The sequence below is a fragment of the Mesorhizobium sp. P2_D5 genome, assembly GCF_056404355.1.
The window spans coordinates 429,659-443,712 of sequence record NZ_JBFUEE010000003.1 but is presented as its reverse complement, the minus strand read 5'-3'; the positions used below and the strand labels follow the sequence as shown (position 1 = coordinate 443,712).

The following is a 14,054-nucleotide window of genomic DNA, read 5'->3' as shown; positions in this document are numbered from 1 at the left end:
TTGTGACTTTTCCATCAGGCCAACGAAATGTCAAACGGAGTCAGGCGGCAGTTGGAATGATTCCGGCCCTACCTCCCCATGTTCGGTGATGACGGCGTCGAAACCGTCCATCGGCGCGAAGAAGGCGCGCTTGAGCTTGCCGATCTTGCTGCTGTCAACGACGAGGTAGTTTTCGCGCGCCAGGTCCATCACCTTCTGCTTCACCACCGCCTCGTGGAAATGCTCGCAGGTGGCGCCACGTTTGGCATCGACGCCGGCGGCCGACAGGAAGGCTGCATTGATGCCGACGCTCTTCAAAATGTCGAAGTCATGCGTGCCCGAGAAAGACGCCGAAGCCGGATGATACACGCCACCCAGCATGATGATCGTCACATTGGCCTTGCGGGTCAGGCGTTCCGCGACATTCATGGCGTAACATATTGCCGTTATTCGATAATCATCGGGAATGAGGTCGATCAGATGGATCAGCGTCGTGCCGCAATCGATGAAGATCGTCTCGTCGGGCCGTATCTTCCGCACCGCGTGTGCGCAGGCTTCGCGCTTCGCCGCCGCATGGCTGTCGGCCGCGGTCGCCAGTTCGTAAGGAGCGTCGGTATCGATCTCGGCCGCCGCCAATATATGTCCGCCGAGAAAGGCGATCTGCCCCTGATTGGTGGCGATGTCACGCCGCACCGTCATCTCCGAGACGCCGAGCAGCGTTGCCGCTTCGCTCAGATGGATAACCCGCCGTTCCGATAGCAGATGGATCAGCCGGGCTGTCCTTTGCGCTTTGCGAGCAGTCATGCGTTAGGCCTGTCGGTCACCTGAAATGTGAGGAATTTAACAACCGCTCTCACTCAGTTGCAAGCGCGGTGTGCGAATCCGCCTGACATGACCAACGGACATGTCTGCTACAGGGCTGTCGCCTGCCCTGGACCGATCGCGCAGAGGATCAGGCCTTGGCGGATTTCCACGCCCCGAACCGCAGACCGTCCATCAGCAGCGACACCAGCCGGCGTGAGCGGTCGCGCCATTGCGGGGTGTCGGGTGCCGAATAGATGCCCGACAGTGCGTGCAGCACGTCGGAAGCGTCGACATCGCCGCGGATCGTGCCCTCGCCCACCGCCGCCTCGACCAGTTGCCGCAAGGCCTGCGAGACCCGGCCCGACGTGTCGGAGAACAGCGTCGAATTGGTGGTCAGCAGGATGCGCAGGCTGGTCGCCAGGCCTCGCTTGGTGGCGATGTAGTCGACGAAGCGCTGCATCCACTGTTCCAGCGCGACATCGGACGGGTATTTTCCGGCGAGTTCGCCAGCAGCCGCGCACAGTCCCTCAGCCTCGCGCCGGTAGACCACCTCGACCAGGTGCTCGCGGGTCGGAAAATGCCGGTAGAGCGTACCGATACCGACGCCGGCTCGGCGCGCGATCTCCTCCAGCGAGGCGTCGATGCCACGCTCGGCAAAGACGGCGGCCGCCACCTCGACCAGCCTGTCACGGTTGCGCTGCGCATCGGCGCGCAGCGGCTTGGCCTCTTCGGACTTGTCTTCAGCAATCACGGACGGCTCGGCAGTCAATTTTTTCTCCACGTCGTGTCGGGGGCTTGAACCCGGCCGGGTCAGCCCCCACGTAATAAACGGAGGCGCCTCCGCTTTAGTGGAGCAGCTTTATCATATAATAAGGCGAACCGGTATGTCACGTGCTGAAAGTAGCCTCCCCCGCCCGCTGGAGGTCGGTGAAGACCGATGAGTGCTATCTCCCCCATACGGGGAGACTACCCAACCTGACCGCAAGGTAACCTTGCTCTTCCCCAGCAAGGCACCAGATCATTCCCATTCGCGTCAAGCAATTGGAGCCAGACGCCCATGACCAGCCTTCCCCTCGCTCTCACCATAAACGGACACCGATACGAACTGGAGGTCGATCCACGCGTCACACTGCTTGACCTGCTGCGCGAGCGGCTTGAGCTCACCGGCACCAAGAAGGGCTGCGACCGCGGCCAGTGCGGCGCTTGCACGGTACTGGTCGATGACAAGCGCATCAACTCCTGCCTGGCGCTTGCCGTCAGCCATGACGGCGCCAAGGTCTTGACCATCGAGGGTGTCTCCCATGGTGAAGACCTGCATCCGGTGCAGGCCGCCTTCATCGCCCATGACGGCTTCCAATGCGGTTTCTGCACGCCGGGTCAGATCATGAGCACGCTCGGTCTGATCGCCGAGGCGCAAGCCGGCGACGATCCCGAGCGCATCCGCGAGGGCATGAGCGGCAATCTCTGCCGTTGCGCTGCCTATGGCGGCATCGTCGAGGCCGTCCTGGAAGCCCAGGAACAACTGGCCAAGGCCGACCGGAGGACCGCGGCGTGAAGAACTTCGATTATATCAGGCCCACCACCATTCCCGACGCCATTGCGGCGGCGGCCGAGCCGGGTTCAGCCTATCTCGCCGGCGGCACCAACCTGCTTGACCTGATGAAGGGCGGCGTCACCAGCCCCGAGCGTATCGTCGACATCTCGCGCCTGCCGGAGCTCAACCGCATTGAGCGGCTGGCCGATGGCGGCCTGCGCATCGGCGCGCTGGTGCGCAATGCTGACCTCGCTCATGATCCAGAGTTCGCCAGATCCTATCCGGCGGTGGCGGAGGCCTTGCTGTCGGGCGCCTCGGCTCAGCTTCGCAATGCCGCCACCGTCGGCGGCAATCTGCTGCAGCGCACGCGCTGCAGCTATTTCTACGACACCGCCAGCGCCTGCAACAAGCGCGAGCCGGGCGCGGGCTGCGACGCGCTGGGTGGCGAGAACCGGCTGCATGCCGTGCTCGGCTGGAGCGACGCCTGCATCGCCACGCATCCATCGGACTTCTGCGTGCCGCTGGTGGCGCTCGACGCCGTGGTCGAGATCGAGGGCAAGAAGGGCCGGCGTCATGTGACGCTGGAGGAATTCCACCGGCTTCCCGGCGAGACGCCGCAGCGGGAGAATGGGCTGGAGCCCGGCGACCTGATCGTTGGGGTGCGCCTGCCGGCGGAGGCCGCCTCCTTCTCCGCCAATGCCCGCTATCTCAAGGTACGCGAGCGCACCTCCTATGCCTTCGCTGTTGTCTCGGCCGCCGCTGCCCTTGTCGTCGAAGGCGGCAAGATCCGCCAGGCGCGGTTGGCACTGGGCGGGGTAGCGGCCAAGCCATGGCGGGCGCGTTCGGCGGAAGCGGTCCTGCTTGGCGCCGATGCCGACGAGACGAGCTTCGTCCGTGCGGCGGACGCCGCATTGGCCGATGCCAGTCCCTCCGGCGACAATGCGTTCAAGATCGAACTCGCGCGCCGCATCGTAGTCAGGGCTCTGATGTCTGCCCTGGCGGGAACGCCTGGACGGCTGCCAGCCCTTCCTGCCTCCCCATTTTCCTCCATTCCCGGAGTGCGCCATGACGCTTGAACTCAGCCTCAATCAACAACCCGCCCATCTCCGGCAGGGCTCCAGCATCGGCCAGCCGCTGACCCGCCGCGATGGTTTTCTCAAGGTCACCGGTGCCGCCCGTTACGCCGCCGACAATCATCCGCCCGGCATGCTCTACGCAGTACTGGCCGTCAGCAGCATCGCACGCGGCCGCGTTGCTTCACTGGATGTCAGGGCGGCCAAGGCGCACGAGGGCGTGGTCGAGGTGATGACGCCTCAGAACCGGCCGCCACTCGCCACCGATCCGGATGCCAAGAACAATCCCTTCATGTTCCGGCTCGACCTGTTGCAGAACGATCGTATCCGCTACCCGAACCAGACCATCGCCGTGGTGATCGCCGAAACGCTGGAGGCGGCGACCGAAGGAGCAGCACTGCTGTCGCCGCGCTATGAAGCGCAGCCGGCGCGCGTTGGCCTCGACGGCGCCGAAAGCTTTGTGCCGGGCGGTGTCGGCATCGGCAGTCCTGCGGTGCACCACAAGGGCGATGTCGAGGCCGGTCTCAAGTCGGCGGCGACGCGGATCGAGGCGACCTACGAGACGCCGGCCCAGTACCACAACGCCATGGAACCACATGCGATCGTCGCCGCCTGGGATGGCGACAGTCTGTCGATCGACACGCCAAGCCAGGGTCTCGCCATGGCACAGGGCCGCATCGCTGGCCTGTTCGGCATCGCACCGCAAAATATCCACATCCGCAGCCCTTTCCTGGGTGGCGGCTTCGGTTCCAAGGGCATGATCTCCGGGCCGCAGGTGCTCGGCATTCTGGCGGCGCGTCTCGTCGGTCGTCCGGTCAAGCTGGTGCTGCGGCGCGAGCAGATGTACGGGCCAGTCGGCCATCGCGCGCCAACGCGCCAGACCTTGCGCATGGGCATGGACAGCGAAGGGCGGCTGACAGCGATCGACCATCACGCCAAGACCGCATCGAGCACGTTCGACGATTTCTTCGAACCGGCCGCCGATGCCTCGCACACGCTCTATGCCAGCCCGGCCATCGCCACTTCGCACGAGGTGGTGCGGCTGGACACGGGCACGCCGCTGTTCATGCGCGCCCCGGGTGAAGCCACCGGCTCGATCGCGCTGGAGAGCGCCATCGATGAGGCGGCCGCGGCCTGCGGCATGGACCCGCTGGAGTTTCGGCTGCGCAATTATGCCGAGGTCGAGCCGATGACTGGCAAGCCGTTTTCGTCCAAGGCGCTGCGCGAATGCTACACGCAGGCATCGGAGCGCTTCGGTTGGCAGCGCCGTCCGCTCCAGCCGCGCCAGATGCCGGACAAGGATGGCTTTCTGACCGGCTGGGGCATGGGCACGGCGACCTTTCCGGCGATCATGTTCCAGGCTGAGGCGCGTGGGGTGCTGAGGGCCGACGGCAGCGGCCTGATGGAGACCGGCGCGCAGGACATGGGGCAAGGCGCCTGGACCGCCTTCGCCCAGATCGCCGCCGACGGGCTGGGGCTCGACATCGACCTGGTCGATTTCAGGGCCGGCAGCTCCGACCTGCCCAACGCAGGCATTGCCGGCGGCTCCGGCCATACGGCAACAGCCGGCATGGCGATCCACAATGCCGGAGCCGCCGTCATCGCCAGGCTCGCCGATCTCGCCACCGGCCATGAAGCCTCGCCGTTGTTCGGCGCCGGCAACGAGGGCGTCCTGGCGCGTGGCGGCCGCCTCTACCGGCGCGACGACGAAAATCGCAGTGAAAGCTATGGCGAGATCCTGGCCCGTGCCGGGCTCGCCGAGATCGATGGGCGAGGCACGGGAACCCCAGACCCGTCGACGCGGGAGGCCTATGCCATGCACGCGCATGGCGCTGTGTTCGCCGAAGTGAAGGTCGATCCCGATTTCGGCCAGATCCGCGTCACCCGACTGGTCGGTGCCTTCGCCGCCGGGCGGGTCATCAATCCGCGGCTGGTGCGCAGCCAGTATTATGGCGGCATGATCTGGGGCGTTTCCTTCGCGCTGCATGAGGAGGCCGTCACCGACCGGCGCTCGGGCCGTATCCAGAACGCCAACCTCGCCGAATACCATGTCCCGGTGAATGCCGACGTGCCGTCGGTCGAGGCGCTGCTGGTCCACGAGGACGACCCTTACGTCAACGCGCTCGGCATCAAAGGCGTTGGCGAAATCGGCATCACCGGCACGGCTGGCGCCGTCGCCAATGCGGTCTGGCATGCAACTGGCGTGCGCTCCCGGCGCTTTCCAATCCGGATCGAGGACCTGCTGGGATGACGAGTGATCCGTGTAGCGGACAGAAGGCCAGTTGCCTGGCTTTCCAAACGACGAATGCCCGGAGCGAAAGCGAAGGGACGGACAGCTGGGAGATCCGGTAGGTCTGCCGGCTGTCCTTGCCTGCCCAACATCAGCTCAATCGACTCCGCGTCAAGCAACTGGAGCCAGACGCCCATGACCAAAACGACAATTCCCGTCCATCTCGATATCAACGGCCATCGCCATACCCTGCAGCTCGAGCCGCGCGTCACGCTGCTCGACGCCTTGCGCGACCGGCTCGGCCTGACCGGCACCAAGAAGGGCTGCGACCACGGCCAGTGCGGCGCCTGCACCGTTCATGTCGACGGCGAGCGCGTGCTGGCCTGCCTGACGCTGGCCGCGCAGGCCGAGGGCCGCACCGTCACCACCATCGAGGGGCTTGCACGGGAGGGTGAACTGCATCCCGTGCAGGCTGCCTTCCTCGAGCAGGATGCCTTCCAGTGCGGCTATTGCACGCCCGGCCAGATCATGTCGGCGGTCGCCTGCATCCGCGAGGGCCATGCCGGCTCGGATGAAGAAATCCGCGAATACATGGCCGGCAATCTCTGCCGCTGCGGCGCCTATCCACACATTGTCGCCGCTGTCCGCCAGGCAGCCGTGGAGGTCCAGTCATGAGAGATTTTTCCTATCTGCGTGCCGGCTCGCTCGAGGCGGCACGCCAGGCAGCCGCCCTGCCCGGCGCCATGCTGCTCGCCGGCGGCACCACGCTCATCGATCTCGCCAAATGCGGTGTCGCCGAGCCCGACAGCCTGGTCGACATCACCCATCTCAAAGGGCTGGACAAGATCGAAGTGAGCGCAAGCGGCGCCACCATCGGTGCACTGGCCAAAATGGGTCATGTCGCCGACCATGCCGACATTAAGCGCCACTTCCCCGCCGTCTCCGAAGCCCTGTGGCAGGCGGCTTCGGCGCAGATCCGCAACATGGCGACAATCGGTGGCAATCTGATGCAGCGCACGCGTTGCCCCTATTTCCGAGATCCCTCGAATTTCCCTGCCTGCAACAAGCGGGAACCCGGCAGCGGCTGTTCGGCTATCGGCGGAGTCACGCGGGGACACGCCGTACTCGGCACCAGCGAAGCCTGCATCGCCATGTATCCAGGTGACCTCGCCACCGCGCTGGTCGCCTTCGACGCGATCGTCCATCTCGGCGAGCGTCGGGTTTCGGTGGACGATTTCTTTCTGTTGCCCGGCGCCACGCCCGACAGGGAACACGCGATCGAACGGGGCGAGATGATCACCGCGATCGATATCCCCGACTCCGCAGCGGCCCGGCGTTCGACCTATCTGAAGATCCGCGACCGCCAATCCTATGAATTCGCCGCGGCAAGTGCTGCCGTCGGCATCGAGTTCGAGGCTGACGGGCGCACCATCCGGGATTTGCGTGTGGCGCTGGGCGGCGTCGCGACCAAACCGTGGCGGGCGCGGGCCGTGGAAGAGGCGCTGAAAGGCAAGGTGCTGGAGCCGGACGCCGTCCGCGCCGCCAGCCTGCTCGCCGTCGAAGGCGCCGTCGACAATGGCGCCAACCACTACAAGATCGAACTGGCGCCGCGCGTCGTCGCCCGCGCCATCCTGAAAATGGGAGAAACCGCATGACCGTTCACAACATGAGACATGGTGATGCGTCCGATGGCGGCGCCGACGCCGTTGGCGGCCGGCTGTCGCGCGTCGACGGCCCGGCCAAGATCACCGGCTCCGCGAAATATGCCGTCGAGCAGCAGCTCGAAGGGCTCGCCTACGCCGTGCTGGTCGAAAGCACGATTGCATCAGGCAAGGTGCGCTCAATCGATACCGCCGAGGCCGAGGCAGCGCCCGGCGTGCTCAAGGTATTGACGCCGGACACCATCATCAGCCTCAGGACTGCCTCTGACTGGTTCGGTACACCGCCGCCCGACAAGCCCTATTGCCCGTTGGCGCGCGACATCACCTTCTCAGGCCAGCATGTCGCGGCAGTCGTCGCGGAAACTTTCGAGCAGGCAGTTGCGGCCGCGGCACTGGTCAAGGTCAGCTATGACGAGACCCCATCCATCGTCGACCTCAGCGACGCCAAGGCCGGTGACGGCATCCCGATCGACGCCATGACCAAGGAATGGGGCGACGCTCAGGCCGCTTTCGCCTCGGCTCCGGTCCGCATCTGCGCCGCCTACAACACGCCGCGCGAATACCAGGCGCCGATGGAGCCTCATGGCCTGATCGCCCAGTGGGAAGGCGACAAGCTCACCGTATGGGAGCCGAGCCAGTGGCTGGACGGCATGGCGCGCACCTATGCCGAATGGTTCGACGTGCCGTTCGAGAATGTGCGGCTCGTCTCGCCCTATATCGGTGGCGGCTTCGGCTCCAAGGCGCTGGCGCTCAGCCATGGCGCGGTGGCGGCAAGTGCCGCCAAGATGCTCGGCCGGCCGGTGAGGCTGGTGATGACGCGGCCGCAGACATTCACCGGCTACGGCGGGCGCGCGGCGACACGCCAGACGGTGACGATCGGCGCAGATACGGGAGGAATAATCCAGTCGATCGTGCATCGTGGCATCAACGAGACGTCGATGGACGGCATGTGGGTCGAGCCGCTCGGATCGGTCACCTCGATCATGTACGCGACGCCGAATTTCTCCTCGAAGCAGAATGTCGTGCGGGTGAATTCGGTGGTGCCGGGCGCCATGCGCGCGCCGGGCGAAAACCCCTCGGCCTTCGGCATCGAGAGCGCCATCGACGAACTCGCTTATGAGGTCGGCATCGATCCGCTGGAGATCCGCCTGAGAAACTATGCCGAGCAGGACCCACACGCCAAAAAAGCCTGGTCTACCAGGCAGTTGCGCGAGGCTTTTGCTGCGGGCTCAGAACGCTTTGGCTGGGCAAGGCGGACACCACAGCCGCGCTCGATGCGCGACGGCAACCAGCTGATCGGCTGGGGTGTCGCCGCCGGCACATATCCGGTGCGGCGCGCCTATGGCGAGGCGATCGTGCGCATTCTCGCCAATGGCTCGGTCGAGGTCGAAAGCTCCTCGATCGACATGGGCCAGGGCACCTACACGATCCTGGCGCAGACCGCCGCCGAGACGGTCGGCGTGCCGGCCGACAATGTCGTCGTGAAGCTGGGCGACTCGCGCTTCCCCCGCGCCGGCGTCGCCGGCGGATCGCGGTTGGCCGGCGTGATGACCGGCGCCGTCTACAAGGCGGCGACCTCGGCGCTCGATCAGCTGGTGGGGCTGGCGATCAGCGATCCGCGCTCGCCATTCCACGCGCTGCAGGCCAACACGCTGGTGGTCGCCAACGGCCGTATCTCATCGCCGCGCGGCGACGGCCCTGATCTCTCCATCGCCGAACTGCTCGGCAGCGTCGGCCGCGACCACATCGAGGCCACCGGCGACACCATGCCGGCCAATTCGACGGCGCAGGATCGCTACAAGAACTACACCACCATCGCCATGGCGCTGCCGCATACGGAGGGCGACTATTCCCGCCACAGCTGGTGCGCGCATTTCATCGAGGTGCGTGTCGACGAGGATTTCGGCACGGTGCGCGTGTCGCGCGTGGTATCGGCGCTGGATTCGGGCCGGCTCTACAACCCCAAACTCGCCGAAAGCCAATGGAAGGGCGGCATCATCATGGGCATCGGCCAGGCGCTGCTCGAGGAAGGCATCGTCGACCGCCGCCATGGCCGCATCGTCAACAACAACCTTGCCGACTATCTGGTGCCGACCAACGCCGACATTCCAGACATCGAAGTGATCTCGGTCGGCATTCCCGACCTGCACTCCTCGGTGCTCGGCGGCAAGGGTGTCGGCGAGCTCGCCATCGTCGGCGTGGCACCCGCGATCGCCAACGCGGTCTTCCACGCCACTGGAAAACGCGTGCGCGACCTGCCGATCACGCTGGAGAAGCTGATTTAGGGGGCGACGGCGACGAAGCTGCGATCTCCCCCCTTGCGGGGAAGATGGTCGGCAGGCCAGAGGGGGGGTACTGTCCCGCCGGCATCTCAACCCAATCACAATCGCGCCGTCCAGTGATTTCCGGTTGAAGGTGGTAACCGCGAAGTTTGGCGATCCTTCCCACCCCCTCTGCCCGGCCGGGCATCGCCCCTGTAGGGGAGAGAGTGGCAGCTCCGCCATCTTCGCCGATCACCACTCCAACCCGAACACCAGTTTGCCGAAGTGCAGGCCGCCGGCGGCCATGTGGGCGTAGGCTTCGGCCGCTTGGTTGGGCGAAAACACCTTGTCGACGACCGGCTCGATTCCAGCTGCACCGATGGCGCGGGCGGCGTCGTGAAGGTCGGACACAGATCCGGTGTTGTTGCCGACCACCCTCAGCGCCTTGATGATGATCGGCAGCAGATTGACCGTAGCCTCGGCGCCGGTGACGAAGCCGAGGGTGAACAGTGTGCCACCGGGCGCGGTGGCGTTGATGGCGCGGGTGAAGGTGGCGGTGCCGCCGGTCTCGACGACGAGGTCGGCGCCGAGGCCTCCGGTCAGCTCCAGCACCTTGCCGTCCCAGTCGGGCGTCGCGCGGTAGTTGATGAGATGATCGGCGCCGAGTGCTTTCGCCCGCTCCAGCTTCTCGTCCGACGACGAGGTGATGATGACCGTGGCGCCGGCGGCTTTCGCCAGCTGCAAGGTGAAGATCGAGACCCCGCCGGTGCCGAGCAGCACGACGACCGAGCCCGGCCCGACATCGGCGGCGCGGATGGCGTTCCAGGCAGTGGTGCCGGCGATTGGCAGCGTCGAGGCCGCCTCGAAGGAGAGATGCGCCGGCACCGGCACGACCGAATTGGCCGGCAGCGCGACATATTCGGCCAGCGACCCCGGCAGCGAGATGCCGCGCATCTGAGTCATCTCGTAAGGGCGCGGCCGGCCACCGATCCAGCGCGGCTTGGCGTGGGCGATGACGCGATCGCCGACGGCCAGTCTCGAAACCCCCTCGCCAAGCGCGACAATCTCGCCGGCGCCGTCGGCGACGGGGATGAGCGGAAAGCTCGGTCCGGGATAATTGCCGCTCGCCACCGCGACATCGACGAAATTGAGGCTCGCCGCACGCTGGCGGATCAGCACCTCGCCGCGCTGCGGTTCGGGGGTGGCCAGGGTGGCGGCTCGGAAGGCGTCCAGCCTGGGTTGGCTCAGTTCGATGGCTTTCATGGTTTCACTCCGGTGCGTCGATTGATGGGTTGAGTGAACCTAGCTGCTGCGTTATCTCTGGATAATCATTGGCTTTTGCATTTGAGTACTGCAAATCATGCAGCAATCCCAAGAACCAGTGGCCCTTGCCGAAATGGCGGCCTTCGCGGCCATCGCCGAAGCGCGCTCTTTCACCAGGGCGGCGGCGCGTGTCGGGCGTGACGCGACCATCCTGTCGCGGCGGCTGCAATCACTGGAGGAGCGGCTGGGTGTCAGGCTGCTCCATCGCACGACGCGCAGCGTGTCGCTGACCGAAGCGGGTGCCGAATTCCTGGTGCGCGTGCGCGCCATCCTCGCCGCTGTCGACGAGGCCGAGGCCGCCGCGTCGGCACATGCAGGCGGCCGCCCGCGCGGCCTGCTCAGGCTGGCGCTGCCCGGCACGTTCGGGCGCATGTGGATCGGGACGCTGCTGCCTCAATTCCTTGCCGAATTTCCCGATGTCCGCATCGAGGCGGAATTCTCCAACCGCTTCGTCGATCTGGTCGCCGAGAATTTCGACGTCGCCGTGCGGCTCGGCGCGCTGGAGGATTCGCGCCTGGTGGCGCGCAAGGTGGCGACGCGGCGCCGGCTGCTCTGCGCCGCCCCCTCGTATCTCGCCCGAAGGGGCAGGCCGGAGACACCGCAGGCGCTGCTCGAACATTCCTGTCTCGGCTTCAGCGGCTTCCAGACCTTTCCGGCCTGGGAAATGACCGACCGCGAGGGCCGGCACGTGCGCGTCGAGGTTTCCGGGCCGTTGGTCTCCGACGATGCCGAGGTGCTGGTCCAGGCCGCCGTGCAAGGCGTCGGCCTGATGATGAGCACCGACTGGCTGGTCGGCCGCGAGCTCGCCGACGGCCGGCTGGTGCCGATCCTGGAGGACTGGACGCTGGCCGACGAGGGCGCGGTTTATGTCGTCACGCCGTCAGCCAAGGGACAAGCCGCCAAGACCCGCGCCTTCACCGACTGGATCGGCAAGCGCTTCGCGCCGGATCCGCCCTGGCTGCGGTGAGGCCGCCGGTCTCCCACAAAAGGGGAAGATCACACGCTCCTCCCTACTTCCCCTGCTGCTTCATGAACTGGCTGAGCAGATCGACCGGCAGCGGGAACACAACCGTGGACGAGCGCTCGCCGGCGATGTCGTGCAGGGCCTCGAAATAGCGCAGTTGCATGGCTTGCGGCTCGGCGGCCAGCATCTTGCCCGCCTCGACCAGCTTGGCCGCCGCCTGCTGCTCGCCATCGGCGTTGATCACCTTGGCGCGGCGCAGCCGCTCTGCCTCGGCCTGCTTGGCGATGGCGCGGATCATGCTCTCGTTCAGGTCGACATGCTTGATCTCGACATTGGAGACCTTGATGCCCCAGGCGTCGGTGCGCTGGTCGAGGATCTCCTGGATATCGCTGTTGAGCTTGTCGCGCTCGGCCAGCATTTCGTCGAGCTCGTGCTTGCCGAGCACCGAGCGCAGCGTGGTCTGCGCCAATTGATTGGTGGCGGCCATGAAGTCCTCGACCTGGATGATCGCCCGTTCGGCGTCGACGATGCGGAAATAGAGCACCGCGTTGACCTTCACAGAGACGTTATCGCGCGAAATCACGTCCTGCGGCGGCACATCCTGCACCACCACCCGCAGATCGACCTTGACCATCTGCTGGATGAAGGGGACGAGGATGATGAGACCGGGACCCTTGACCCCGGTGAAGCGGCCGAGCGTGAAGACCACGCCGCGCTGATATTCCCTGAGGATGCGAATGGCCGCGGACAGGAACATGACCACGACCAGCGCAAGCAACAGATAGGCCACGTAACCGATGCTCATTTTCTCGCTCCATTACTTCCGGCGTCGCGCCGCTGCACGGTCAGTACGAGGCCGCTGACATCGGTGACCTCGACGCTGTCGCCGGGTGCGATGGGTTCGTCGGCCTTCGCCCGCCAGCGCTCGCCCTGGGCCAGTACATGGCCCTCGCCGCCCTCCCAGTCGAGAATCTGGGCCGGCAGTCCGCGCATGGCCTCACCGCCGACACGGGGCAGGCTCTTGCGCGCCGCCCAGACATAGGTGCCCGTCAGCAGCGCCAGCCCAAGCGTCAGCGCGGCAGCGGGACCGATGACGGCCCATGACACGGCGAAGCCCGGACCTTGGGTCTTGAGCAGCACGGTGGCGCCAAGCAGAAAGGCGGCCACGCCGCCGAGTCCAAGCACCACGGTGGGGTTGAAGGCCTCGACGACGAGGAAGGCGACGCCGAGCAGCATCAGGGCGAGGCCGGCATAATTGATCGGCAGGAGATTGAGTGCATAGAGCCCAAGCACGAGGCAGATGGTCCCGATGACGCCGGGCGCCACCGCGCCGGGGCTGGTGAACTCAAAGATGATGGCGTAGACGCCGACCAGCATCAGGATGATGGCGACGTTCGGATCGGTGATGACGGAGAGAAGCTGGATGAACCAGCCGGGTTCCAGCGTCTCGACCCGCAGCCCCTTGGTCGCCAGAACCACTTTCCTGCCCGCTACATCGACGGTCCGCCCATCGGCCAGTTGCAACAACTCGGTGGTGTCGTGGGCGACGAAGTCGATGACATGTTCCTGCAGCGCCGCGCTCGCCGAAAGGCTCGCAGCTTCGCGCACGGCTTTCTCGCCCCAATCGCCATTGCGCCCGCGCAGTTCCGCCAGCGAGCGGATAAGGGCGACGGCATCATTGGTCACCTTGGCCATCATCGCGTCGCCTGCCGGCCGCCCGGTGGCGTCCTTCTGGTCGCCTTTGTCGTTCTGGTCGCTATTGTCCTTGTCGCCGCCCGGAAGCGACGGCAGCCCGCCCATCTCGACCGGCGTCGCGGCGCCCAGATTGGTGCCGGGCGCCATCGCCGCGACGTGGGTGGCATAGAGGATATAGGTGCCGGCGCTGGCGGCATGGCCACCGGCCGGCGCGACATAGCCGATGACGGGCACCGGTGAAGCGAGGATATCGGCGATCATCTCGCGCATCGAGGTGACGAGCCCGCCGGGTGTATCGATCTGAAGGATGAGTACTTCGGCGCCCCGCTTGGCGGCTACATCAAGCGCTTCCTCAAGTTGCCTGGTGCTTGCCGGCCCGATGGCGCCGTCGATTGCGACGCTCAGCGCAACCTTCTCGCTCCCGGCCGAAGAGAAGGGAGAAAAGACAGCTGCGGCGACGAAGGCCGCGGCAAAAAGGGCCACCCGCGCGAAGGTCACGCTCAAAGCTCCGTGGATTCAATATGGGTTGT

General features: G+C 65.9%; 12 protein-coding genes. 7 read left to right on the top strand and 5 right to left on the bottom strand.

Annotated features, from left to right (window positions below):
* Positions 1 to 30 precede the first annotated feature (30 nt).
* Positions 31 to 783, bottom strand: a complete 753-nt coding sequence (locus tag AC1DYW_RS15375) for a DeoR family transcriptional regulator (protein ID WP_477226784.1) — start codon at positions 781 to 783, stop codon at positions 31 to 33.
* A gap of 148 nt (positions 784 to 931) precedes the next feature.
* The gene (locus tag AC1DYW_RS15370; RefSeq protein WP_477226783.1) at positions 932 to 1,552 is read right to left on the bottom strand and encodes a TetR/AcrR family transcriptional regulator; all 621 of its coding nucleotides are present in this window, start codon (positions 1,550 to 1,552) and stop codon (positions 932 to 934) included.
* 288 nt (positions 1,553 to 1,840) lie between these two features.
* Here AC1DYW_RS15370 and AC1DYW_RS15365 point away from each other — a divergent pair, with 288 nt between their 5' ends.
* The 6 genes from AC1DYW_RS15365 to AC1DYW_RS15340 all read left to right on the top strand — a co-directional run bounded on the left by AC1DYW_RS15365 (position 1,841) and on the right by AC1DYW_RS15340 (position 9,566).
* Complete coding sequence (locus tag AC1DYW_RS15365) at positions 1,841 to 2,338, top strand: (2Fe-2S)-binding protein (RefSeq protein WP_477226782.1); 498 nt, start codon at positions 1,841 to 1,843, stop codon at positions 2,336 to 2,338.
* The gene (locus AC1DYW_RS15360; RefSeq protein WP_477226781.1) at positions 2,335 to 3,393 is read left to right on the top strand and encodes an FAD binding domain-containing protein; all 1,059 of its coding nucleotides are present in this window, start codon (positions 2,335 to 2,337) and stop codon (positions 3,391 to 3,393) included. Before AC1DYW_RS15365 ends, AC1DYW_RS15360 begins: the two co-directional genes overlap by 4 nt.
* A complete protein-coding gene (locus tag AC1DYW_RS15355) occupies positions 3,383 to 5,641 on the top strand; it encodes a xanthine dehydrogenase family protein molybdopterin-binding subunit (RefSeq protein ID WP_477226780.1) in 2,259 nt (752 codons plus the stop codon). Before AC1DYW_RS15360 ends, AC1DYW_RS15355 begins: the two co-directional genes overlap by 11 nt.
* Before the next feature lie 174 nt (positions 5,642 to 5,815).
* Entirely contained in the window at positions 5,816 to 6,295 is a 480-nt protein-coding gene (locus AC1DYW_RS15350; protein WP_457151307.1) for a (2Fe-2S)-binding protein, read from the top strand.
* Positions 6,292 to 7,275, top strand: a complete 984-nt coding sequence (locus tag AC1DYW_RS15345) for an FAD binding domain-containing protein (RefSeq protein ID WP_457151306.1) — start codon at positions 6,292 to 6,294, stop codon at positions 7,273 to 7,275. The genes AC1DYW_RS15350 and AC1DYW_RS15345 overlap by 4 nt, the downstream gene beginning before the upstream one ends.
* Positions 7,272 to 9,566, top strand: a complete 2,295-nt coding sequence (locus AC1DYW_RS15340) for a xanthine dehydrogenase family protein molybdopterin-binding subunit (RefSeq protein ID WP_477226779.1) — start codon at positions 7,272 to 7,274, stop codon at positions 9,564 to 9,566. The genes AC1DYW_RS15345 and AC1DYW_RS15340 overlap by 4 nt, the downstream gene beginning before the upstream one ends.
* A gap of 228 nt (positions 9,567 to 9,794) precedes the next feature.
* Here the strand turns inward: AC1DYW_RS15340 and AC1DYW_RS15335 are convergent, their stop codons facing one another.
* A complete protein-coding gene (locus AC1DYW_RS15335) occupies positions 9,795 to 10,805 on the bottom strand; it encodes a zinc-dependent alcohol dehydrogenase family protein (RefSeq protein WP_477226778.1) in 1,011 nt (336 codons plus the stop codon).
* 97 nt (positions 10,806 to 10,902) lie between these two features.
* Here AC1DYW_RS15335 and AC1DYW_RS15330 point away from each other — a divergent pair, with 97 nt between their 5' ends.
* Positions 10,903 to 11,832, top strand: a complete 930-nt coding sequence (locus AC1DYW_RS15330) for a LysR family transcriptional regulator (RefSeq protein WP_457151303.1) — start codon at positions 10,903 to 10,905, stop codon at positions 11,830 to 11,832.
* 43 nt (positions 11,833 to 11,875) lie between these two features.
* On the opposite strand, the gene AC1DYW_RS15325 is transcribed toward AC1DYW_RS15330, so the two are convergent.
* Positions 11,876 to 12,634: a slipin family protein gene (locus AC1DYW_RS15325; RefSeq protein WP_095091267.1), complete on the bottom strand. Its 759-nt coding sequence runs from the start codon at positions 12,632 to 12,634 to the stop codon at positions 11,876 to 11,878.
* Complete coding sequence (locus AC1DYW_RS15320; protein WP_457151302.1) at positions 12,631 to 14,022, bottom strand: NfeD family protein; 1,392 nt, start codon at positions 14,020 to 14,022, stop codon at positions 12,631 to 12,633. The genes AC1DYW_RS15325 and AC1DYW_RS15320 overlap by 4 nt, the downstream gene beginning before the upstream one ends.
* Positions 14,023 to 14,054: the final 32 nt, after the last annotated feature.

Bases quoted from the DNA above. Each gene is read 5' to 3' on its own strand.
- AC1DYW_RS15375 (WP_477226784.1), bottom strand. From the start codon at position 783: ATGACTGCTCGCAAAGCGCAAAGGACAGCCCGGCTGATCCATCTGCTA.
- AC1DYW_RS15365 (WP_477226782.1), top strand. From the start codon at position 1,841: ATGACCAGCCTTCCCCTCGCTCTCACCATAAACGGACACCGATACGAA.
- AC1DYW_RS15355 (WP_477226780.1), top strand. From the start codon at position 3,383: ATGACGCTTGAACTCAGCCTCAATCAACAACCCGCCCATCTCCGGCAG.
- AC1DYW_RS15350 (WP_457151307.1), top strand. From the start codon at position 5,816: ATGACCAAAACGACAATTCCCGTCCATCTCGATATCAACGGCCATCGC.
- AC1DYW_RS15345 (WP_457151306.1), top strand. From the start codon at position 6,292: ATGAGAGATTTTTCCTATCTGCGTGCCGGCTCGCTCGAGGCGGCACGC.
- AC1DYW_RS15340 (WP_477226779.1), top strand. From the start codon at position 7,272: ATGACCGTTCACAACATGAGACATGGTGATGCGTCCGATGGCGGCGCC.
- AC1DYW_RS15335 (WP_477226778.1), bottom strand. From the start codon at position 10,805: ATGAAAGCCATCGAACTGAGCCAACCCAGGCTGGACGCCTTCCGAGCC.
- AC1DYW_RS15330 (WP_457151303.1), top strand. From the start codon at position 10,903: ATGCAGCAATCCCAAGAACCAGTGGCCCTTGCCGAAATGGCGGCCTTC.
- AC1DYW_RS15325 (WP_095091267.1), bottom strand. From the start codon at position 12,634: ATGAGCATCGGTTACGTGGCCTATCTGTTGCTTGCGCTGGTCGTGGTC.